Raw genomic sequence first — 22,561 nt, forward strand, 5'->3', positions numbered from 1 at the left:
GAGGGGGCGGGGTTGTCGGGGGGAGGGGGCGGGGTTGTCGGGGGAGGGGGCGGGGTTGTCGGGGGGAGGGGGACGGGCGGGGTGGGTATCATGGGTGGGTATGGCGATGATCCGGCTATCACCGGTGAGCCTCCGGAAGAACGGTCGGGTCGCCCCGGCTCAGTAGAACCGGACGGGTCCGGCCCGTCACAGCCGGTCAATGAGCGGGCGGTTGGTTTCGACCGCCAAGCGGGGTGGTACCGCGGGCCCGGCCCGGGGCGCCGGAGACGGCGTACCGGTGACGGCTCGTCCTCGCAGACCCACACCACAGTGAGCGTCAGCGAGGAGAGCGACCCCCGATGGCCTATCCGTTGCACGACCCGACCGCCACCGGCGTCCCGGCCAGTCCGGACCTGCCCGCGGTCGAGCGCCGGGTGCTGGAGCACTGGACGGCCGACAAGACCTTCGAGGCCAGCGTCGAGCACCGGCAGTCGTCCGGTGCCGGTGGCGGTGCCGCCGACAACGAGTACGTCTTCTACGACGGGCCGCCGTTCGCCAACGGTCTGCCGCACTACGGCCACCTCTTCACCGGGTACGTCAAGGACGTGGTGCCGCGCTACCAGACCATGCGCGGCCGGCGGGTGGAGCGGCGGTTCGGCTGGGACTGTCACGGCCTGCCCGCCGAGGTGGTGGCCGAGAAGCAGCTCGGCATCACCAGCAAGGCGGAGATCCTCGACCTGGGCGTGGCCCGGTTCAACGAGGCGTGCCGGTCCTCGGTGCTGGAGTTCACCCAGGACTGGGAGCGGTACGTCACCCGGCAGGCCCGCTGGGTCGACTTCGCCAACGACTACAAGACGCTCGACCTGGACTACATGGAAAGCGTCATGTGGGCCTTCAAGACCCTGCACGACAAGGGTCTGATCTACGAGGGCTTCCGGGTGCTGGCGTACTGCTGGCGGTGTGAGACGCCGCTGTCGAACACCGAGACCCGGATGGACGACGTCTACCGGGACCGGCACGACCCCACGTTGACCGTGTGGTTCGCGCTGACCGCCGACGAGTCCGCGCCGGAACTGCTCCGGGGGCCGGTGAGGCTGGGCGTGTGGACCACCACGCCGTGGACGCTGCCGTCGAACCTGGCGCTGGCCGTCGGGCCGGACATCGAGTACGCGGTGCTGGAACGCAACGGCGAGCGCTACGTCGTCGGCGCCGCCCGGCTCGGGGCGTACGCCAAGGAGCTGGAGGGATACCAGCAGGTCGGCACGGTACGCGGCGCCGACCTGGTCGGGCGGCGGTACACCCCGCTGTTCGACTTCCTCACCGCGCAGGCCGGACCGCAGGCGTACCAGGTGCTCGGCGCGGAGTTCGTGACCACCGAGGACGGCACCGGGATCGTGCACCTCGCCCCGGCCTTCGGCGAGGACGACCAGAACGTCTGCAACGCGGCCGGCATCCCGACCATCGTCACCGTGGACGACCACACCCGGTTCACCGGGCTGGTCCCGCCGTACGAGGGCGAGCAGGTCTTCGACGTCAACAAGCCGGTGATCCGGGAGCTCAAGGAGCGGGGGGTGGTGCTGCGGCAGGACACCTACACCCACTCGTACCCGCACTGCTGGCGCTGCGACACCCCGCTGGTCTACAAGGCGGTGTCGTCGTGGTTCGTCGCGGTGACGACGTTCAAGGACCGGATGGTCGAGCTGAACCAGGAGATCAACTGGACTCCGGGGCACATCAAGGACGGCTCGTTCGGCAAGTGGCTGGCCAACGCCCGGGACTGGTCCATCAGCCGGAACCGGTTCTGGGGCTCACCCATCCCGGTCTGGCGCTCGGACGACCCGAACCACCCCCGTGTGGACGTGTACGGGTCGCTGGAGGAGATTGAGCGGGACTTCGGCGTACGCCTGACCGACCTGCACCGGCCGGCGGTGGACGAGCTGGTCCGCCCCAACCCGGACGACCCGACGGGCAGATCCATGATGCGCCGCGTGCCGGAGGTGCTGGACTGCTGGTTCGAGTCCGGCTCGATGCCGTTCGCCCAAATGCACTACCCGTTCGAGAACCGCGACTGGTTCGAGGACCACTACCCGGGTGACTTCATCGTCGAGTACATCGGGCAGACCCGGGGCTGGTTCTACACCATGCACGTGCTGGCCACCGCGCTGTTCGACCGGCCGGCATTCCGCAACTGCCTCAGCCACGGCATCCTGCTCGGCTCGGACGGGCGCAAGATGTCCAAGAGCCTGCGCAACTACCCGGACGTCTACCACGTCTTCGACTCGTACGGGTCGGACGCGATGCGCTGGATGCTGATGTCGTCGCCGGTGCTGCGGGGCGGGGACATGCCGGTCACCGAGTCGAGCGTGCGCGACGCCGTGCGGCAGGTGTTGCTGCCGCTCTGGAACGTCTGGTACTTCTTCTCGCTGTACGCCAACGCGGACGGGTACGCCGCGCGGCGCAGGACCGAGGCCACCGCGACCGGTGCCGGCAGCCTGCTCGACCGGTACGTGCTGGCCAAGACCAACGAGCTGGTCGACACGGTCGGCGCGCAGATGGACGCGTACGACATCTCCGGGGCCTGCGCCACCGTCCGGTCCTACCTGGACGCGTTGACCAACTGGTACGTGCGTCGCTCGCGGGACCGGTTCTGGGCGGGTGACACCTATGCCTTCGACACGCTCTGGACGGTGCTGGAGACGCTGTGCCGGGTGGTGGCGCCACTGGCGCCGCTGACCGCCGAGGAGATCTGGCGCGGGCTGACCGGCGAGCGGTCGGTGCACCTGACCGACTGGCCGCGCGCCGAGGACTTCCCGGTCGACCACGAGCTGGTGGCCGCGATGGACGCCACCCGGGCGGTCGCCTCGGCGGCGCTGTCGCTGCGCAAGGCCAAGGGCCTGCGGGTGCGGCTGCCGCTGGCGCGGCTGACCGTGGCCAGCCCGTCGGCCGAGCAGCTGCGGCCCTTCGCCGACCTGGTCGCCGACGAGGTCAACGTGAAGGAGGTCGTCTTCACCGACGAGGTGTCGGCGTACTGCCAGCAGGTGCTCACCGTGGTGCCCCGGGCGCTCGGGCCCCGGGTCGGCAAGCAGGTGCAGCAGGTGATCAAGGCGGTCAAGGCGGGGGAGTGGGAGTTGGTCGACGGCGCCCCGGTCGCCGCCGGGGTCACCCTGGCGGAGGGCGAGTACGAGCTGCGGCTGGTCGCGGCCGACCCCGAGCACTCCGCGCCGCTGCCCGGTGGCGAGGGAGTGGTGGTGCTGGACACCGTGGTCACCCCCGAGCTGGCCGCCGAAGGGCTGGCCCGGGACGTCGTCCGGGTGGTCCAGCAGGCCCGCCGCGACGCAGACCTGGACGTCTCCGACCGGATCGTGGTGTCGGTGTCGGCTTCGGCGGCGGTGCGCGCGGCGGTGTCCGGATACGCCGATTTCGTGGCCCGTGAGGTGCTGGCCGACAGCGTCGACTTCGCCGACGTGCTGGACGGCTTTGCCGGTGAGGTCGGCGAGGGCGAGCAGGTGACGGTCGCGGTGCGTCGAGTGTGAGCTGATGTGTAAGGAGATGTAAGGAAGGGCCCCCTACTAACGCCTGGTGTATTAAAGGGGGCCCTTTCTAACATCCGGCACCCCAGCCTGCGGACCTGCCCGACCTCGCTCCGGTGGGTGTGCGGCGGTCCGCTACGGTGACACCGCCCCTACCCCACTCGATCCGCCGGAGGACCAGTGCCGCTGCTCTACACCATCGGCAGGTACACCGTGGCCCCGGCGCTGCGGCTGGCCTTCCGCCCGACCGTGGAGGGGCTGGAGCACATCCCGGCGACCGGCGGCGCGATCTTCGCGGGTAACCACCTGTCCGTGGCCGACGAGTTGTTCCTCGGCACGGTGGTGCCACGGCACCTGGCCTTCTGGGCCAAGTCGGACTACTACAAGGGCACCGGGGCGAAGGGCGCGCTCCACCGGTTCGTGCTCAACGGCCTGGGTGCCATCCCGGTGGAGCGGGCCGGCGGGCGGGCGGCGCTGACCGCCTTCGACGCGGCCATCCCCGCCCTCAAAGGCGGCGACCTGGTCGCCATCTATCCTGAGGGGACCCGTTCGCCGGACGGCCGGCTCTATCGGGGACGCACCGGCACCGCACGGCTGGCGCTGGCCGCCGGTGTCCCGATCATCCCGGTGGGCATGATCGGCACCGACAAGGTGCAGCCGATCGGGGCCCGGATGCCCCGACCCAGCGGCGCGAAGATCACCGTGCGGTTCGGTAAGCCGCTGGACTTCACCGGCCGCTCGGCGGACCGGACGTCGCTGCGGGAGATGACCGACGAGCTGATGGCCGAGATCCAGAAGCTGACCGGCCAGGAGTACGTCCCGCGCTACGCCCCGCCCCGAGCGAAGCCGCCGACCCCGCACGAGTCGACCTCGAACGAGTCGACGCCGGGCGGGCCGGGTGCCGACGGGTCGACCGCCGGCTGAGCGGGGCAGGGCGGCCCGCGCTCAGCCGTTCGTGGAGACGATCTGCCGCCGCATGGTGCCGAGCAGCCGGGCGCTGTCGTCCACCGAGAGACCGGTGAAGACCGCGCTGGTGATGCTGCCGTGGTCGACCGAGGTGCAGACCACCACCCCGACGCCGTCGACGTTGCCCACCGCGCACCGCTCGTGCCGTCCCCGTATGCCGGTCTCCACGACCTGAGCCTGGCCGAGCGAGTACTGCTGGGTGAGTCGTTCGATCTCGCTGTCGGCGTCGGCCGAGGGAGCGAAGCGGAAGCCGGTGCCGCCGAAGACGGTGACCTGCTTGCCGGCGCTGGTGGCGTAGATGCCGGCGAAGGTGTCGTCGGCGAGCAGGTGTTCCTGGCGCATCTGCGACTCCAGCCGCCGGGCGGCCTGCGTACTGCGGTCGTCCTGGCGTAGTTCCAGGTCGGCGACCTGGCTCGGCAACGTGGCGTTCGCCGGGTATTGGCTGACCATCGGGACCCCGTAGTAGGCCGGGCAGCCGCAGCAGCAGGCGATCGTCAGCAGCAGCATCCACGGCCAGCGGCGACGCTTGCGGCGGCGGGCGTACCCCGGCGGCGCCTGCCAACCCGGCGGCGGCGTGGGGGGCCCGGTCTTGCGGCCCCGCCAGCCCCGGACCGGCGGCTGAGGCGGCGCGACCGGCGGTGCCGGCGGCGGGGCGTGCCGCACCGGCGGCGGCGCGACCGGCTGAGGACGAGCCGGCGCTACGGGCGGCCGCCTCGGCGCGGCGGGTGCCGGCGGAGTGGGGCGGCCTGCCTGCGGCGGGTATGCGGCCGGCTGGTGCGCCGGTGGCGCGGGTGAGACCGGTGGTGGGTATGCGGCCGGCTGGTGTGCCGGTGGCGCGGGTGAGATCGGAGGCGGTACGGGGGTGTAGGACCGGGTCGCTGGCGGTGCGGGATAGGACAGCGTGGGAGGCGGCAGGGCGGGCATGTCCGACGAGGGCAGATGCCAGCCGCTGGTGTCGACGCCGGCCCACGGGTCCACCGGGGTCTGGTGCTCCGGCGCGTCGGCCGGCGCCACCGGCGGCAGCAGGGTGGGCTCGGCGGACTGGCCCCAGACGCGGCGGCGCGGCGGTGGCGGCGGTACGGCAGCCGACCCGCTCCAGCGCGGCGCGGGCTCCTCCACGGCCGTCGCATCGGGCACGGGCGTCGCCGCGGGCATCATCCGGGTGCCCTGCGGACCGACCTCGGGAGGGGGTGCCACGGTGGTACGCGCGTCGTCCTCGGACGACGTCGAGCCGTTCCGCCCGTCGGCCTCGTCCACCGGCCGGGTCGAGTCGGCCTCGTTCACGGGCCGGGTCGAGGCGATCTCGGCTCGGGTCGGATCGGGCTCGTTAGTGGGGCGGGTCGGGTCGATCTCGGCTCGGGTCGGGTCGGGCGGTGCGGCTGGTGGGGTGGGGTGGGTCGGTCCGGTGGGACTGGTCGGGTCGGCGTCGCCGACCGGCTGGGTCTCGTCCGCCGGCGAGGTGGTGGCAGGCGGCGCGGGGTCGAGGGTCTGCTCCTGGGGGACCGCTGACTCCCCGTTCCGGTGTGGGTCCGGACGGTTCCCGTCGACCGGCCGGTCTGCTCCCGGCTGCGGCTCCGGCATCGCGGCAATCTCCTCTCACGCCGACCCGAGGTTAGTACCGGTGTGCCACCGGGGCCGAACCAGGCCCGTACCTCTCATCCGGTGACGGCGGCCGGTGACCAGCGGTCACCGGGGCGGACGAGCGCCGATTCCGCTGGTGTCCGGGTCGGCCAGGTGTGGCATGGGGCCGGTGGTGGGGCGCGTACCCTTGGGCATCATGAGCGTCCCGTCCAGCACTCCGCGTCCCGTTGCGGCCAACTCCGTCTGGCCCCGGCTGGAGCCGCTGCTGCCCCAGGTGACCAAGCCCATCCAGTACGTCGGTGGCGAACTGGGTGCGGTGGTCAAGGACTGGGACTCCGCGACCGTGCGCTGGGCGTTGATGTACCCGGACGCGTACGAGGTGGGCCTGCCCAATCAGGGCGTGCAGATTCTCTACGAGGTGCTCAACGAGCTCCCCGACACGCTCGCCGAGCGGACGTACGCGGTCTGGCCGGACCTGGAACGGCTGATGCGCACCCACGAGGTGCCGCAGTTCACCGTCGACGCGCACCGTCCGGTCGGTGACTTCGACCTGTTCGGCGTGTCCTTCGCCACCGAGCTGGGCTACACCAACCTGCTCACCGCGATCGACCTGGCCGGCATCCCGCTGCTCGCCGCCGACCGGACCGATGCCGACCCGGTGATCGTGGCCGGCGGGCACGCCGCCTTCAACCCGGAGCCCATCGCCGACTTCGTCGACGCCGCCGTACTCGGCGACGGCGAGGAGGCGGTCCTGGAGATCACCGCGATCGTCCGGGAGTGGAAGGCGGAGGGTTCGCCCGGTGGTCGGAACGAGCTGCTGCTGCGGCTGGCCCGCACCGAGAGCGTCTACGTGCCGCGCTTCTACGACGTGGACTACCTGCCCGACGGTCGCATCCAGCGGGTCGTGCCGAACCGGGCGGACGTGCCGTTCCGGGTGCACAAGCGCACCACGATGGACCTGGACGCCTGGCCGTACCCGCGCAAGCCGCTGGTCCCGCTCGCCGAGACGGTGCACGAGCGGTACGCGGTGGAAATCTTCCGTGGCTGCACCCGGGGCTGCCGGTTCTGCCAGGCGGGCATGATCACGCGCCCGGTGCGGGAGCGGTCCATCACCACCGTGGGGCAGATGGTGCAGCAGGGGCTGGAGTTCTCCGGCTTCCACGAGGTGGGTCTGCTGTCCCTGTCGTCCGCCGACCACTCCGAGATCGGCGACATGTGCTCCGGCCTCGCCGAGCAGTACCAGGGCACCAACGTCTCGCTGTCGCTGCCGTCGACCCGGGTGGACGCCTTCAACATCGAGCTGGCCCAGGAACTGTCCCGCAACGGCCGGCGGACCGGACTGACCTTCGCCCCGGAGGGCGGGTCGGAGCGGATCCGCAAGGTGATCAACAAGATGGTGTCGAAGGACGACCTCATCCGCACCGTGGTCACCGCGTACACCAACGGCTGGCGGCAGGTGAAGCTCTACTTCATGTGCGGCCTGCCCACCGAGACCGACGACGACGTCCTTGAGATCGCGGACATGGCCCACGAGGTCATCCGGGCCGGTCGGGCCGCCACCGGCTCGAAGGACATCCGCTGCACCGTGTCCATCGGCGGGTTCGTGCCGAAGCCGCACACCCCGTTCCAGTGGGCGTCGATGCAGCGTCCGGAGGTCATCGATCACCGGCTGAAGCTGCTCAAGCAGGCGATCAACGCGGACCGCTCGTTGGGTCGGGCGATCGGCTTCCGCTATCACGACGGCGAGCCATCGCTGATCGAGGGCCTGCTGTCCCGGGGTGACCGCCGGGTCGGCGCGGTGATCCGCCGGGTGTGGGAGAACGGCGGCCGGTTCGACGGCTGGAGCGAGCACTTCTCGTACCAGCGCTGGGTGGAGGCCGCCACCGAGGTGCTGCCCGGGTTCGGGGTGGACCTCGACTGGTACACCACCCGCGAGCGGGAGGAGCTGGAGGTCCTGCCCTGGGACCACCTGGACTCCGGCCTGGACAAGGACTGGCTCTGGCAGGACTGGCAGGATTCCCTGAGCGAGTACGAGCAGGACGACTGTCGCTGGACGCCCTGCTTCGACTGCGGTGTCTGCCCGTCCATGGACACCGAGATCCAGATCGGTCCGACCGGCCGGAAGTTGCTCCCGTTGACCCCGGTCAACGGTCTGAAGCTGCCCACCGGCGCGCAACAGTGACCCCGGCGCCCCGGGCGGGGGCCGACACCGAGGAGCAGGACGATCAGTAGGAAACCACAGCCCGAGGGCGGCCAGGCGCCGGTCGTCCAGCGCGTCCGGATCCGGTACGCCAAGCGTGGCCCGCTGCGGTTCACCTCGCATCGGGACTTCGCCCGGGCGTTCGAGCGGGCGCTGCGCCGTGCCGGCGTACCGATGGCCTTCTCCCAGGGCTTCACCCCGCACCCCAAGATCTCGTACGCCAGCGCCGCGCCGACGGGGGTCGCCAGCGAGGCGGAGTACCTGGAGATCGGCCTGCGCGAGCCGGTGGACCCGGCGCAGTTGCGCGAGGCGCTGGACACGGCGCTCTCGCCCGGCCTCGACGTGCTCGACGCGGTGGTGGCCACCGGCTCCGGCCTGTCCGACCGGATCCAGGCGTCCCATTGGCGGATCGAGCTGCCGCAGGTGGATCCCGAGATCGTGGCCAAGGCGGTGACCACCTTCCTGGCGGCCGACGAGGTGCTGGTGGAGCGGATGACCAAGCAGGGGCGGCGTACCTTCGACGCCCGTGCCGCCGTGGTCGGCATCGATGTGATCACGTCGTCGGCGACGCCTTCCGTGGCCCCGGCCGTACCGTGTGCGATACTCGAACTGGTCGTGCGGCAGGTCACCCCGTCCGTACGGCCCGATGACGTCCTTTCCGGCCTCCGCGTGGTGGCCGGCCTGGAGCCGCCGGTAGCCCCGAAGGTGACCCGGCTGGCTCAGGGCACGCTGACCGCGCAGGGTGCGATCGTGGATCCGCTGGACGCGGACCGCGACGGGGCAACCATCGGCGGGCGCTGACCGACGGTCGGTGCTTCAGACAGGCAGACTTCGCCGGTCGCGCACGCCTGTGCGCCCGGGGAAACACCTTTGCGGCGACCCTGCGTGGCAGCGCTCACCCGCGCCCGGGGAAGCCAGAACTGGAGAACGTCCATGCTCGAGAACGAGCCCGAGGGCGGCGAACGGACCGGTGCCAACCTGGCCGGCGAGACCGCTGAGAACGGCACCACCGGCGCGGCGGGCACCGCACCGGCCGCTCCCGACCCGTCGGGGGAGACCTCCGGCACGGTGAGCGGCGCGGCCGACCTGGGCAGCCCGTCCGCCGCCGAGGCGCCGCCCCGACGGCGGGCGACCCGTCGCCGCGCCACCCCGGTGGCGCAGCCGGAGCAGATCGACGCCCCGGTCGAGGCGTCCAGTACCCCGGCGCCGGGCAGCGCGGAGGCACCGCAGGCGGAGGTCTTCGCCCCGGTCGCCGGTGACGTGGACGAGGCGCCGAAGACCCCCCGACGGCGCCGTAAGGCCACCACCGCGTCGAAGGCCGCCGAGGAACCGCTGGCCGTGGCCGAGGTCGAGGCCGCCGGTGGGGATGTCGTACCGCCGGTGAAGGTGACGCGTACCCGTCGGAAGAAGGCGGCCGCCGCGCCGGCCGAGGTCCCGGCCGTGGTCGAGGAGCCGGCACCTCCGGCCGGTACCGACTTCGGTGCGGCCGCGCTGCCTTCCGAGGGCGGCGTGCCGGTCGAGGGCGAGGCGCCGGTGGAAGCTGCTGCGCCGGTGGAAGCCCCCGCGAGCGAACCGACGGCACCAGCGACTCCGCCGGAGCAGGAGGCCGCAGCCGAGCCGGAGCCCCGGTCCCGCCGACGGCGGGCCGCGCTCAGCGCGCCGACCGTGCTGTTCATGGCACCTGAGGAGGTCACGGCCGCCCGCGCTGCCAGCGCCGCCGCGGCCGCTGCCGCACCGGCAGCCGAGGAGGAGACGACCGAGGAGCCGGTCGAGCCGACCCGTCGCCGTCGCCGGGCTCGGCGGGAGCCCGAGCCGGAGCCCGCCGCCGAGGTAGAGGTCGAGGTCGAGGAGGAGCCCGCCGCAGAGGCCGAGGAGGCCGCCGACGACGAGGACGAGGACGAGGACGGCTCGGGGCGGCGTCGCCGCCGGCGTGGTCGCCGGGGCCGAGGTCGGGGCAAGGGCGGTGCCGAGGACCTCGACGACGCCGAGGAGGGCGAGGCCGAGGAGGCCGCTCAGAGCGACACGGACGAGGCCGAGACGGAGGAGGCCGGTGACGAGGGCGACGGCGACGGGATGACCCGCCGTCGGCGTCGGCGCCGCCGCCGGGGGGCCGGCGACACCGACGGTGGTGCCGACGACGGCGTACCCACCGTGGTGAAGATCCGGGAGCCGCGCCGTACGGTCGACGAGGTGCAGGGTGTCTCCGGTTCGACCCGGCTGGAGGCCAAGCGGCAGCGCCGCCGGGACGGCCGCGAGCAGCGCCGGACCCGCCCGCCGATCCTGAGCGAGTCGGAGTTCCTGGCCCGCCGGGAGGCGGTCGACCGGGTGATGGCGGTACGCCAGCGCGGCGACCGCACCCAGATCGCCGTGCTGGAGGACGGCGTGCTGGTCGAGCACTACGTCACCCGCAACTCCGCGGCCACCATGGCTGGCAACGTCTACCTCGGCAAGGTGCAGAACGTGCTGCCGAGCATGGAAGCGGCGTTCGTCGACATCGGCCGGGGCCGCAACGCCGTCCTGTACGCCGGTGAGGTCAACTGGGACTCCACCGGGCTGGAGGGGCGGGCCCGCTCGATCGAGCAGGCGCTCAAGTCCGGCGACTCGGTGCTGGTGCAGGTCACCAAGGACCCGATCGGGCACAAGGGCGCCCGGCTGACCAGTCACGTCGCGCTCTCCGGTCGGCACCTGGTCTACGTGCCCGGCGGCAACGCCTCCGGCATCAGCCGCAAGCTGCCGGACACCGAGCGCAAGCGGCTGCGTGACGTGCTCAAGAAGCTGGTGCCGGACGGTGCGGGCGTGATCGTCCGGACCGCCGCCGAGGGTGCCAGCGAGGACGAGTTGGCCCGCGACGTCAAGCGGCTCCAGGCGCAGTGGGAGGACATCCAGGCCAAGTCCACCGAGGGTGGCGCGCCGGTGCTGCTCTACGAGGAGCCGGACCTGGTGATCCGGGTGGTCCGGGACCTGTTCAACGAGGACTTCCGCGAGCTGGTGATCGAGGGCGACCAGTCGTACGACATGGTCGAGTCGTACCTGTCGCACGTCTCGCCGGACCTGGTCGCCCGGCTGCGCCGGCACGTGGGCACCACCGACGTGTTCGCCGCGTACCGCATCGACGAGCAGATCCTGAAGGGGCTCGACCGCAAGGTCTTCCTCCCGTCCGGCGGTCACCTGGTGATCGACCGGACCGAGGCGATGACCGTGGTCGACGTCAACACCGGGAAGTACACCGGCGCGGGCGGCAACCTGGAGGAGACGGTCACCCGCAACAACCTGGAGGCGGCCGAGGAGATCGTCCGTCAGCTCCGGTTGCGCGACATCGGCGGCATCGTGGTGATCGACTTCATCGACATGGTGCTGGAGTCGAACCGGGAGCTGGTGCTGCGCCGGCTGACCGAGTGCCTGGGCCGGGACCGGACCAAGCACCAGGTCACCGAGATCACCTCGCTGGGCCTGGTGCAGATGACCCGTAAGCGGATCGGTGCCGGGCTGCTGGAGGCGTTCAGCGAGACCTGCGACTGCTGCAAGGGCCGTGGCCTGATCATCCACACCGAGCCGGTGCCGGAGAAGCCGCGTTCCGGCGGCACGGAGAAGGTGAAGGCGGTCGCCTCGGCCGCACCGGTCGCGGAGCCGGCGAGCAGCTCGTCGCGGCGTCGGGGTCGTAAGAGCGCCGCCGCCGAGCGGACCGTGGTCGAGGTCACCGGGACCGAGGAGACCGGCACCGCCGCAGCCGACGCGGACTACCACGACACGATGGGCTACGACCTGTCCCGGTACGAGACGGACACCCCGGCCGCTCCGGACGTCGCCGACAGCCAGCAGGGCGAGTCGGCCCGCCTGGCCGCCCCGGACGACCCGGACGCGCTGGGTGAGGGCGACGAGGAGGAGAGTGCCGAGAGCGGCACCGGCCGGCGTCGCTCCCGGCGTGGTGGTGCACGCCGCCGTACCCGACCGTGACCACACGGCGGTGAGCCGGACCCGGTCCGCCGCCCCGACGTCGATGAGCCCCGCCTGCGGTGACGTCCGCCGGGCGGGGCTCCGGCGTACCGTGGTGCGGGTGTCACCGGGTGGGTGGCGCCACTATCGGTGACCGGGTGATGGCCGACCGGTGACCCGGCCCGGTGAGGGTGGCCCGGTTTGGGGCTGGCCCCGACCATGGCGTACGCTAACCTGCGGCGCACTTTGGTGTGCCGAGTTCCCGTGTGCCCGCGCCGCCGTGCCTCTGCTACCCGGCGAGCCGCCGCGGGGACGACCGCCAGCAGCCTCAACGACAGGGAGTCCGCCTCCGATGTACGCGATCGTCAAGACCGGCGGCAAGCAGTACAAGGTCGCCGAAGGCGACGTGATCGAGGTCGAGAAGCTCGCCGGTGCTCCCGGCGACGCGGTGAAGCTCGCCGCGGTGCTCCTCGTCGACGGTGACGACCTGGTGACCGATGCGGCGAAGCTCGCCGAGGTCGAGGTGTCCGGTGAGATCGCCGCGCACACCAAGGGCCCGAAGATCCGGATCCACAAGTTCAAGAACAAGACCGGCTACCACAAGCGCCAGGGTCACCGCCAGCCGCTGACCCAGGTCAAGGTGACCGGCATCTCCAGCGGGAAGTAGGTCGTCCTCAGATGGCTCACAAAAAGGGTGCGTCCAGCTCGCGTAACGGCCGTGACTCCGCGGCCCAGCGGCTCGGCGTGAAGCGCTTCGGTGGTCAGGTCGTCAGCGCGGGCGAGATCATCGTCCGGCAGCGCGGCACCAAGTTCCACCCCGGTGACCTGGTCGGCCGTGGTGGCGACGACACGCTCTTCGCGCTGTCCGCCGGTGCGGTCCAGTTCGGCACCAAGCGCGGTCGCAAGACCGTCAGCATCGTGCCGCAGCGGTAGCTTCGAGGCGAAGCGGGCCGTGGACCTGATGTCCCGGCCCGCTTCGCCATTTCTCACGCGGGGTCGAGCCCCGCTGGAAGGATTGCGGCGTGACGACGTTCGTTGACCGGGTCGTTCTGCACCTGCAGGCCGGCGACGGCGGGCACGGCTGTGTCTCGATCCACCGGGAGAAGTTCAAGCCGTTCGGCGGGCCAGACGGCGGCAACGGCGGCCATGGCGGCAGCGTGTCGCTGGTGGTCGACCCCCAGGTGCACACGCTGCTCGACTTCCATTTCCGCCCGCACGTCAAGGCGCCCAGCGGTCGCGGTGGCGCGGGATCCAACCGGGACGGCGCCAACGGCAGCGACCTGGTGCTGACCGTGCCGGACGGGACGGTCGTGCAGACCGCCGACGGCACCGTGCTGGCCGACCTGGTCGGTGCCGGCACCACCTTCGAGGCGGCCCGGGGCGGGCGTGGCGGCCGGGGCAACGCCTCGCTGGCCAACGCCCGCCGGAAGGCGCCCGGCTTCGCGGAGCTGGGCGAGCCGGGCGAGCAGCTTGACGTGGTGCTGGAGCTCAAGAGCGTCGCCGACGTCGGTCTGGTCGGCTTCCCGTCGGCTGGCAAGTCGTCGCTGATCTCGGTGATCTCGGCCGCCAAGCCGAAGATCGCCGACTACCCGTTCACCACCCTGGTGCCGAACCTCGGTGTGGTGCGGCTGGACAACCACACCTTCACCGTCGCCGACGTGCCCGGTCTTATCCCGGGTGCGGCCACCGGCAAGGGCCTGGGGCTGGAGTTCCTGCGGCACGTCGAGCGTTGTGCCGTCCTGGTGCATGTGATCGACACCGCGACGTTGGAGCCGGGCCGGGACCCGCTGGCCGACATCGACACCATCGAGGCGGAGCTGGCCGAGTACGGCGGTCTGGCCGACCGGCCGCGCCTGGTGGCCCTGAACAAGATCGACGTGCCCGACGGCCGGGACCTCGCCGAGATCGTCCGGCCCGACCTGGAAGCCCGCGGCCTGCGGATCTTTGAGGTGTCGGCGGCCACCCGGGAGGGCCTCAAGGAGTTCGTCTACGCGATGGCCGAGTTGGTGGAGCAGTCGCGGGCAGCGGTGCCGCTGGCGGAGCCGACCCGCATCGTCATCCGGCCCAAGGCGGTCGACGACGCCGGGTTCACCGTCGAGGCGCAGAACGACGGCTCCTACACGGTGTGCGGCGGCCGCCCGGAGCGGTGGGTACGCCAGACGAACTTCGACAACGACGAGGCGGTCGGTTACCTCGCCGACCGGTTGGCCCGACTCGGCGTGGAGGATCATCTGGCCAAGGCGGGTGCCCAGCCGGGCGACCTGGTGCGCATCGCGGACCGGGAGTTCGACTGGCAGCCGACCCTCTATGCCGGGGCTGACTTCGTGCCCGGCTCCCGGGGCCGCGACGAGCGGCTGGAGGAGAAGACGAACCGGGCGAGCGCGGCGGAGCGGCTGGCGGCCCGCAAGGCCCGCCGGCAGCGGCCGGCGGATGAGGCGGAGGCGGCTCCGGAGCCGGACGACGCCGGATAGGACCGTACGTGCGGCCGGCGTACCGGCGGCAGGGGATCGCCCGGCGCCTGAACGCCGTACCACGGCGCGGAGTCCGGTCAGGGGCGGTCGATCGGTTCGTCCAGCCGCCCGCCGGTGCCCCCGCGATTGGACAGCAGCAGGCCGAGGGCCAGCATCCCCAGGGCCAGACCCAGGTGCAGCCAGTTGTCCGCGCCGTTCACCGGTATGAAGTTGGCCGCCCCCCGGTCGACGACCACCAGGCCGTAGATCCAGAGCACGAGGTACACCGCGCCGCCGCCGATCAGGAAGAGTCGCGCGCCGCCAAGGCTGCGGGCCAGTGCTAGGCCGACCACGCCGAAGGCGAGGTGGACCAGGTTGTGCAGGACCGAGACCTGGAAGATGCCGAGCAGTCTCGCCTCCGAGTGGTGGCCGGCGAAGGACAGTTCGCCGTAGTTGGTGGTGATGCCGGGCACGAACCCGAGCACCCCGACCAGGAGGAAGACCACCGCCACGACCAGGGCGGCGAGCTGGGCGGGGGTTCTGCGTCGGGTCTGCTTCTCCAGCGACCTGTGCGCCATCGTCGTCACCTCCGTGAGCCCGCAACCGCGCGGGGTCGGTCCCCGGCTCCGACGATCTCGCATGTACGCGCCCGTCGGGGCGACTCCGGAGAAATGACGACCTGAGTGGGGCCCTGCGTACCGTGTGCCCCGGTCCGGCACGGCGGGACGGGCCCGCCGACCGGGGCGACCCGGCGGTGGGCTCAGTCCAGGTCGAACTCGCCGTCCTGGGCGCCCGCGACGAAGGCGTCCCACTCGGCCTGCGTGAACACCAGCACCGGGCCGTCCGGCTCGGCGGAGTTGCGCATGCCGATGAGGTCGTCGACGAAGGCGACCTCTACCGCCGCCTCGGAGGTGTCGCCCTCGGCCCGCTGCCAGACCGCCCGGGAGAGGTCGAAGTCACCCTTGGGGTGCGCTGTCATTGCGTCAGTCCTCCAGTGCAGGGAAATGGGGAGGCTCGTTCGATGCCTCATCGGGCAGGATAAGCGGATGCCGAGCCTGAGCCGTGCAGAGTCGACCGCGCGTGGCGCGTCGCTCTCCGTCGTTTCCTACCACGTGGACCTCGACCTCACCGGCGGCGACGAGCGGTTCCGCTCGCGGGTCACGATTCGGTTCCGGGCCACCGGGGACGAGACCTTCGTCGAGGTGAAGCCCGCGACACTGCTGGCGGTACGCCTCAACGACCGTGATCTCGACCCGGCCGCGCTGGACGACAACCGGCTCGCGCTGACCGGGCTGGCCGAGGAGAACACGCTGACCGTCGACGCCGAGATGGCGTACACGAACACCGGTGAGGGGATGCACCGCTTCGTCGACCCGGCCGACGGCGAGACCTACCTGTACGCGATGTCCTTCCTGGACGACGTGCAGCGCATCTTCGCCGCCTTCGACCAGCCCGACCTGAAGGCGCCGGTCACGCTCGTGGTCACCGCGCCGGAGCACTGGACGGTCGCGGCCAACGGCGCGCTGGCCGCCAACCCGGCACCCGGGCGCTGGGAGTTCGTCCCCACCCTGCCCATCGCCACGTACTTCTTCACGCTGATCGCCGGCCCCTGGCACGTCCGGCGGGACAGCCACGACGGTATTCCGCTGGGGGTGTACTGCCGTCGATCGCTGGCCGAGCACCTGGATGCCGACGCCGACGAGATCTTCACGATCACGAAGCAGTGCCTGGACCGGTTCCACCAGCTCTTCACGGAGCGATACCCGTTCGGCAAGTACGACCAGGCGTTCGTGCCGGAGTTCAACGCCGGGGCCATGGAGAACCCGGGTCTGGTGACCTTCCGCGACGACTACGTGTTCCGTTCGGCGGTCACCGACTCCGAGCGGGAGGAACGGGCCACCACCATCGCCCACGAGATGGCGCACATGTGGTTCGGCGATCTCGTCACCATGCGCTGGTGGGACGACCTGTGGCTGAACGAGTCGTTCGCCGAGTACCTGGGCACCCGGGTCACCGCCGAGGCGACCCGGTTCGACCAGGCGTGGACGACGTTCGCGCTGCTCCGCAAGGCGTGGGGCTACGCGGCCGACCAGCGCCCCTCCACCCACCCGGTGGCGCCCGAGCAGGTGACCGACGCGGCGGAAGCGCTGCTCAACTTCGATGGCATCTCGTACGCCAAGGGCGCCAGCGTGCTGCGGCAACTGGTCGCCTGGCTCGGTGACGAGGCGTTTCTGGCCGGCCTGAACGACCACTTCGCCCGGCACCGCTTCGGCAACGCCACCCTGGCGGACCTCCTCGACAGCCTGAACGCCGCCAGCGGTCGGGAGCTGACCGACTGGGCGGAATCCTGGCTGCGCACCGCCCAGGTGAACACGCTGCGGGCGGAGGTGACGGTGGACGCCGACGGCCGGTACGCCGAGGTCGCCGTCACGCAGACCGCACCGCCGTCGCACCCGGTGCTGCGCCCGCACCGCATCGGCGTGGGCCGGTACGCCGTCGACGGCGCCGCCGAGCGCCTGGAGGTCGACCTCGACCCGAAGGCCGACGACGGACGTACGGTGCTCACCGGGTTGGTCGGTGAGCCGGCGGCGGCGGTCCTGCTGCCCAACGACGGCGATCTGACGTACGCCAAGATCCGCCTGGACCCGGCCTCGGCGGACGCCGTGCCGCTGCTGCTGCCCCGGCTGAACGACCCGCTGGCCCGGGCGCTGCTGTGGGGCGGGACGCTGGACGCGGTCACCGACGGCGAGCGGCCGGTGCAGGCGGTGGTCGACCTGATCGAGGCGGCGCTGCCCGCCGAGACCGAGGTGATCATCACTTCGGACGTGCTGGCCATGAGCGGGTCGCTCGTCGACCGCTACCTCGACCCGCCGGCCCGGCAGGCGGCCCTGGCCCGGATCGCCGACGCCTGCCACCGGTTGCTCGACGGCGCGGCGCCGGGGGAGTCGTTGCAGTTGGCCGCCGCGCGGGGCCTGATCGCGGTGACCACCGACGGCGACCTGCTCGGCGGCTGGCTCGCCGGTCGGGAGGTGCCGGCCGGGCTGCCCATCGACACCGAGCTGCGGTGGTCCGTCCTGGCTCGGCTGGTGGTGCTGGGCGCCGCCGGCGAGGACGAGATCGCGGCGGAGTCGGCCGCCGACCCGAGCGCCACCGGCGCGGAGCGGGCCGCCACCTGCCGGGCCGCCCTGCCCGACCCGGCCGCCAAGCGGGCCGCGTGGGAGATCATCGTGTCGAACACCGAGCTGTCCAACCGGCTGGTCGAGGCGACGGCCGCCGGTTTCTGGCGACCCGAACAGGCGGAACTGACCGCCGACTACGTGACCCGGTACTTCGCCGACATGCCGGCCGCCGCGCGGCTGCGTACGCCCTGGGTGGCCGACGGGGTGGCCAAGCTGGCCTTCCCCCGGTACGCGGTCGTGTCGTCCACCCGGGAGGCGGCCGCGGCCCTGCTGGCCCGCGACGACCTGACTCCGGGACTGCGGCGGGTGGTCACCGACGCCGACGCCGACCTGCGCCGGGCGCTCGTGGCGCGAACGGCGGTGGCGGCGATGACGGCCTGACCTGGTGTCGCCGGGGCGGTGCCGTGGGTCACGGCCCGGCCCGGCGTGAACCGGATTCGGCATAGGATCATGACGTGCAGGAGGACATCCGGCGGATCGGGATCATGGGCGGCACGTTCGATCCGATCCATCACGGGCACCTCGTGGCGGCGAGCGAGGTGGCGGACCGGTTCGGCCTGGACGAGGTGGTCTTCGTGCCCAGCGGGCGGCCCTGGCAGAAGGAGGACGTCCCGGTCAGCCCGGCCGAGGACCGGTACCTGATGACGGTGATCGCGACCGCGTCGAACCCCCGTTTCCAGGTCAGTCGGGTCGACATCGACCGGGGCGGCCCCACCTACACCGTCGACACCCTGCGTGACCTGCGTGCCGAGTACGGTCCGAAGGCGCAACTGTTCTTCATCACCGGCGCGGACGCCCTGGAACGCATCCTGAGCTGGAAGGACCTGGACGAGATTTTCGAGCTGGCCCACTTCATCGGGGTGACCCGGCCGGGCTTCGAACTCACCGACGCCCACCTGCCCGCCGACACGGTCACCCTGGTGCAGGTGCCGGCGATGGCGATCTCGTCCACCGACTGCCGGACGCGGGTGTCGCGGGGCGTACCGGTCTGGTATCTCGTGCCGGACGGTGTGGTGCAATACATCGCGAAACGGCGGCTCTACCAGGAGTGATTGGCCTGTTTCATCCCGGTTGCTGGATGAAACGACCGAGTTGGGTATCCGCCGTGTGTGAGAGGCTGGAAGCATCGCACGTGTGATCGAGGGAGAACGGTGACAGTTTCCGAACGCGCTCACGAGCTGGCGATCGCCGCCGCCCAGGCCGCGGCCGACAAGAAGGCTCAGGACATCGTCATCATCGACGTGGGCGACCAGCTCGCCATCACCGACGCGTTCCTGCTCGCCGCGGCCCCGAACGAGCGTCAGGTGCTCGCCATCGTCGACGCCATCGAGGAAGCCCTGCTCGAACTGCCCGAGAAGGCCAAGCCGGTGCGGCGCGAGGGCGAGCGCGGCGGCCGGTGGGTGCTGCTCGACTACGTCGACATCGTGGTCCACGTCCAGCACACCGAGGAGCGCGAGTTCTACGCCCTCGACCGGCTCTGGAAGGACTGCCCCACCATCCCCTTCGTCGACCGGGACCTGGCCAGCGCCGAGGCCGCCAGCGGATCCGGCGAGTGACCCGGCTGATCATCTGGCGGCACGGCAACACCGACTGGAACGCCGCCGGCAGGGTGCAGGGGCAGACCGACGTACCCCTCAACGACCTCGGCCGGGAGCAGGCGCGTCAGGCCGCGCCGCTGCTGGCGGCGCTGCGACCGGACGCCATCGTCGCCAGCGACCTGGGTCGCGCGGCGGACACCGCCGCCGCGCTGTCCGCGTTGACCGGTCTGCCGGTACGCTCCGACGCCCGGCTGCGCGAACGCCACTTCGGCCGTTGGCAGGGGCTCCTGCTCACCGAGGCGTCGGCGCAGTTCCCGGCGGAGTTCGCCCGCTGGCGGGCCGGTGACCCGGACCCGGGCGCGGAGATCGAGCCGCTGGCCGAGCTGGGCAAGCGGATCGGCACCGCGCTGCAGGAGCTCGCCGACGAACTCGCCGGCCGGACGATCGTCGTGACCACCCACGGCGGTGCCGCCCGCCAGGGCTGCGGCCATCTGCTCGGCTGGGCGCCGAGCGTGCTGCGGGCCGTCGGCTCGCTGCGCAACTGCCACTGGACGGAGCTGCGGCACGACGCCGACCGGGGATGGCAGATGCGGACGCACAACGTCGGCCCGGTCAGCGTGCCGCCACCCGCACCCGGCGGCACCGCACCCGTCCGGCAGGGCTCCGCCGAAGCGGTCTGACGCTCCACCGCACCGATCGGCTACCGTGCCGGGCATGCCCGTCGCGGTCGTGACCGACTCCACCGCCTACCTGCCGCCCGAGCTGGTGCCCGCCCATCAGCTCACCGTGGTGCCGCTGACCGTGGTGCTCAACGGTGTCGAAGGGCTGGAAGGGGTCCAGACCTTGCCGGCGGACGCCACCCGTGCGCTGAGCGCCCGGCGGGTCTCGGTGAGTACGTCCCGCCCCTCCCCGGAACAGTTCGCCCGGACGTACCGGCGGCTACTGGACGCCGGGACCGACGGCATCGTATCGGTGCACCTGTCGGCGGGACTCTCCGGCACCGTGGAGGCCGCCGAACTGGCCGCCGCCCAGTTCGGTGACCGGGTCACGGTGGTCGACAGCCGCTCCTGCGGCATGGGCCTCGGCTTCCCGGTGCTCGCCGCCGCCCGGGCCGCCCACAACGGTGCCGACCTCGCCGACGTACGCACCGAGGCCGTCGCCGCGATCGACCGGACCACCATCTACTTCTACGTCGACACGCTGGAGTTCCTGCGCCGGGGCGGCCGGATCAACGCGGCCGAGGCACTGCTCGGCACGGCGCTCTCGGTCAAACCGATCCTGTACATGCCGGACGGCGCCATCGTGTTGTGCGACAAGGTACGGACGGCCAGCCGCGGCCTGGCCCGACTGGTCGACCTGGCCGTCGAGGCGGCCGGTGACGCACAGGTCGACCTGGCCGTACACCACCTGGCCGCCCCCCAGCGCGCCGAGACGCTGCTGAGCGCGCTCACGGCCCGGCTGGGCGCGCGCCTGCACGAGACGTACGTCTCCGAGGCCGGCGCCGCCGTCGCCGCCCACGCCGGCCCCGGCCTGGCCTGCGTCGTCACCCACCGCCACCCCTGACTCCCTGCCTCCCGTCCCGCGTCCCCGCCGGGCGTTGCGCTCGTCGATCATGGACTTGTGGTGATTGGTCTATGTTGGTTTGCCCTGTTATGGCGGTGACACAACTCCATGATCGACGGAGGGTGCCGCGTGGGTGTGGGGTGGGTGGGTGCGGGGGTGCGGGAAGATGGGTGGGGGTGGGAGGAGGGGCGGATGTCCTGTGTGGTGACCGGTGGTGGGCGTGGGGTCGGGCGGGGGATCGTGGAGCGGCTGCTCGCCGGAGGTGAGGCGGTCGTGGTCATCGAGCGGGATGCTGATGCGGTGTCCTGGGTGGAGCGTCATGCGGAGAAGGGGCGGCTGGCCGCGGTGGTCGGGGACGCGGCTGACGAAGGTGTCGCCGGTCGTGCCGCTGACCTGGCCGAACGGGCCGGGCCGCTCACCGGCTGGGTGAACAACGCGGCGGTGTTCCGGGACGCCTCGGTGCACGACTCCCCGGTCGGCGAGGTGGTCGACCTGATCACCCGCAACCTGCGTCCCGCCGTCGTCGGCGCGGCCACCGCAGTACGCCGATTCCTGGCCGCCGGCACCGACGGCGCCATCGTGAACGTCTCCTCCCACCAGGCCGCTCGGCCGGTGCCCGGCTGCCTGCCGTACGTCGCGGCGAAAGCCGCCATCGAGGGCCTGACCCGCGCGCTCGCGGTCGAGTACGGCCCGCGCGGCATCCGGGCGAACACGGTCGCCCTCGGCTCGGTGACCACCGAACGGCACGAGGCGTTCCTGGCCACTCAGACGCCGGAGCAGGCGGGACGGGTCGAGGCGGAACTGCACCGTCTGCATCCGGTGGGCCGGATCGGCTGTCCCCAGGACGTCGCCGAGGTGGTGGCGTTCCTGCTGTCCCCGGCGGCCGGCTTCGTCACCGGCGTCACCCTGCCGGTCGACGGCGGACGCGCGGCCCTCGGCCTCGACCCGGAATCCCGCTGACCCGGGCCGGGGCGCGGCAGCGCCTGCCTCGCGGGTGCATGACAAGGCCCCGAGCACCGGGCGGGGGGCTTTGGTGACCGGCGTCGAGTTCGGTCTGCGTCCGGCGGCTCGCCGCCTGGTGTAGCGGCGATCCGAGTCGGTGACGTTGCGGGCGGGGTGATGCTCATCCCATCCGCTCCCTCGACGCGCGGATTCAGAGCGACCGGCAATAGGACTGGCGTGGCTGCGGCGAGCCCTGGCACGTCGGCTGGCGGCGTTGTCGTCGGCGTCACCTGAGCCACGTGCAGAACGAAGCCCTCAGCACCTGGCCGGGGGCTTTCGGTGGTTCGGGGCTCAGGCCACCGAGCCGATCCGCTTCGCCAGGTCGACGAAGCCCTGCCAGGCGGACGGCTCGACGTGCAGGGTGCCGCCGTCACGGTCCTTGGTGTCGCGGACCAGGACGACGCCGGGGAGGTTGTCGGCGACCTCAACACAGTCGCCGCCATTGCCGCTGCTCCGGGTGCTCTTACGCCAGGTAGCGCCGCTCAGGTCCATGTCTCCGCCACTTCCCTAATGAAGTCGATCGACTGACGGTGGGACATCGCCCCCACCCGGACGTCTTCCCACGCTGCCAGTATGGCCGCCACCTCATCGGGTGCCCCTACCCCGGAGGCCGGACGGGACGGTACCGGTGGAGGTACTA

18 protein-coding genes and 1 pseudogene are annotated in these 22,561 nt (G+C 72.0%); 14 read left to right on the plus strand and 5 right to left on the minus strand.

All coding sequences use genetic code 11. From position 1 onward, the window contains the following. Positions 1-338 precede the first annotated feature (338 nt). Positions 339-3,512, plus strand: coding sequence for an isoleucine--tRNA ligase (gene ileS, locus ID554_RS21855; RefSeq protein ID WP_117229532.1), 3,174 nt, complete (start codon positions 339-341; stop codon positions 3,510-3,512). 177 nt (positions 3,513-3,689) lie between these two features. After that, a complete protein-coding gene (locus ID554_RS21860) occupies positions 3,690-4,433 on the plus strand; it encodes a lysophospholipid acyltransferase family protein (RefSeq protein WP_117229531.1) in 744 nt (247 codons plus the stop codon). A gap of 21 nt (positions 4,434-4,454) precedes the next feature. Here ID554_RS21860 and ID554_RS31830 read toward each other — a convergent pair whose 3' ends face one another. Then, positions 4,455-6,056, minus strand: coding sequence for a hypothetical protein (locus ID554_RS31830; protein ID WP_223884184.1), 1,602 nt, complete (start codon positions 6,054-6,056; stop codon positions 4,455-4,457). A gap of 196 nt (positions 6,057-6,252) precedes the next feature. Between ID554_RS31830 and ID554_RS21870 the strand changes: the two genes are divergently transcribed. The 6 genes from ID554_RS21870 to obgE all read left to right on the plus strand — a co-directional run bounded on the left by ID554_RS21870 (position 6,253) and on the right by obgE (position 14,660). Then, positions 6,253-8,238, plus strand: coding sequence for a TIGR03960 family B12-binding radical SAM protein (locus tag ID554_RS21870; RefSeq protein ID WP_117229550.1), 1,986 nt, complete (start codon positions 6,253-6,255; stop codon positions 8,236-8,238). Between the two features lie 99 nt (positions 8,239-8,337). Beyond that, on the plus strand, positions 8,338-9,057 hold the full coding sequence (locus ID554_RS21875; protein ID WP_117229530.1) for a TIGR03936 family radical SAM-associated protein: 720 nt from the start codon (positions 8,338-8,340) through the stop codon (positions 9,055-9,057). A 132-nt stretch (positions 9,058-9,189) separates the two neighbouring features. After that, positions 9,190-12,210, plus strand: a complete 3,021-nt coding sequence (locus ID554_RS21880) for an Rne/Rng family ribonuclease (RefSeq protein WP_117229529.1) — start codon at positions 9,190-9,192, stop codon at positions 12,208-12,210. Between the two features lie 331 nt (positions 12,211-12,541). Next, positions 12,542-12,856: a 50S ribosomal protein L21 gene (rplU, locus tag ID554_RS21885; RefSeq protein WP_117229528.1), complete on the plus strand. Its 315-nt coding sequence runs from the start codon at positions 12,542-12,544 to the stop codon at positions 12,854-12,856. Positions 12,857-12,867: 11 nt separating this feature from the next. Then, positions 12,868-13,122 (plus strand): 50S ribosomal protein L27, encoded by a 255-nt coding sequence (rpmA, locus tag ID554_RS21890; protein ID WP_117229527.1) that lies wholly within the window; start codon positions 12,868-12,870, stop codon positions 13,120-13,122. Positions 13,123-13,211: 89 nt separating this feature from the next. After that, the gene (gene obgE, locus ID554_RS21895) at positions 13,212-14,660 is read left to right on the plus strand and encodes a GTPase ObgE (RefSeq protein ID WP_117229526.1); all 1,449 of its coding nucleotides are present in this window, start codon (positions 13,212-13,214) and stop codon (positions 14,658-14,660) included. A gap of 77 nt (positions 14,661-14,737) precedes the next feature. Here obgE and ID554_RS21900 read toward each other — a convergent pair whose 3' ends face one another. After that, the gene (locus ID554_RS21900) at positions 14,738-15,217 is read right to left on the minus strand and encodes a DUF4383 domain-containing protein (protein WP_117229549.1); all 480 of its coding nucleotides are present in this window, start codon (positions 15,215-15,217) and stop codon (positions 14,738-14,740) included. 182 nt (positions 15,218-15,399) lie between these two features. Next, positions 15,400-15,618, minus strand: a complete 219-nt coding sequence (locus ID554_RS21905) for a DUF397 domain-containing protein (protein WP_093407559.1) — start codon at positions 15,616-15,618, stop codon at positions 15,400-15,402. 67 nt (positions 15,619-15,685) lie between these two features. On the opposite strand from ID554_RS21905, the gene pepN reads away from it, so the two are divergent. The 6 genes from pepN (at position 15,686) to ID554_RS21935 (ending at position 21,879) form a co-directional block, all read left to right on the plus strand. After that, positions 15,686-18,199: an aminopeptidase N gene (gene pepN / locus ID554_RS21910; protein ID WP_117229525.1), complete on the plus strand. Its 2,514-nt coding sequence runs from the start codon at positions 15,686-15,688 to the stop codon at positions 18,197-18,199. A gap of 74 nt (positions 18,200-18,273) precedes the next feature. Further along, a complete protein-coding gene (gene nadD / locus ID554_RS21915; RefSeq protein ID WP_117229524.1) occupies positions 18,274-18,870 on the plus strand; it encodes a nicotinate-nucleotide adenylyltransferase in 597 nt (198 codons plus the stop codon). 99 nt (positions 18,871-18,969) lie between these two features. Beyond that, the gene (gene rsfS, locus ID554_RS21920) at positions 18,970-19,374 is read left to right on the plus strand and encodes a ribosome silencing factor (protein ID WP_117229523.1); all 405 of its coding nucleotides are present in this window, start codon (positions 18,970-18,972) and stop codon (positions 19,372-19,374) included. Further along, positions 19,371-20,036, plus strand: a complete 666-nt coding sequence (locus ID554_RS21925) for a histidine phosphatase family protein (protein ID WP_117229522.1) — start codon at positions 19,371-19,373, stop codon at positions 20,034-20,036. Before rsfS ends, ID554_RS21925 begins: the two co-directional genes overlap by 4 nt. Positions 20,037-20,070: 34 nt before the next feature. Then, positions 20,071-20,919 carry a DegV family protein gene (locus ID554_RS21930; RefSeq protein ID WP_117229521.1) on the plus strand — a complete coding sequence of 283 codons (849 nt, stop codon included), beginning with the start codon at positions 20,071-20,073 and terminating at the stop codon, positions 20,917-20,919. 192 nt (positions 20,920-21,111) lie between these two features. After that, on the plus strand, positions 21,112-21,879 hold the full coding sequence (locus ID554_RS21935) for an SDR family NAD(P)-dependent oxidoreductase (protein ID WP_117229520.1): 768 nt from the start codon (positions 21,112-21,114) through the stop codon (positions 21,877-21,879). A gap of 333 nt (positions 21,880-22,212) precedes the next feature. Here ID554_RS21935 and ID554_RS21940 read toward each other — a convergent pair whose 3' ends face one another. Both ID554_RS21940 and ID554_RS32810 read right to left on the minus strand, forming a co-directional pair. Beyond that, positions 22,213-22,407: a DUF397 domain-containing protein gene (locus ID554_RS21940; protein ID WP_117229548.1), complete on the minus strand. Its 195-nt coding sequence runs from the start codon at positions 22,405-22,407 to the stop codon at positions 22,213-22,215. Beyond that, positions 22,404-22,514 (minus strand): annotated as a pseudogene (locus tag ID554_RS32810) (XRE family transcriptional regulator); the annotation flags it as partial. The gene ID554_RS21940 and the pseudogene ID554_RS32810, both read right to left, overlap by 4 nt. Positions 22,515-22,561 lie beyond the last annotated feature (47 nt).

It is taken from the genome of Micromonospora craniellae, assembly GCF_014764405.1.
In the GTDB taxonomy this organism is placed as follows: domain Bacteria; phylum Actinomycetota; class Actinomycetes; order Mycobacteriales; family Micromonosporaceae; genus Micromonospora; species Micromonospora craniellae.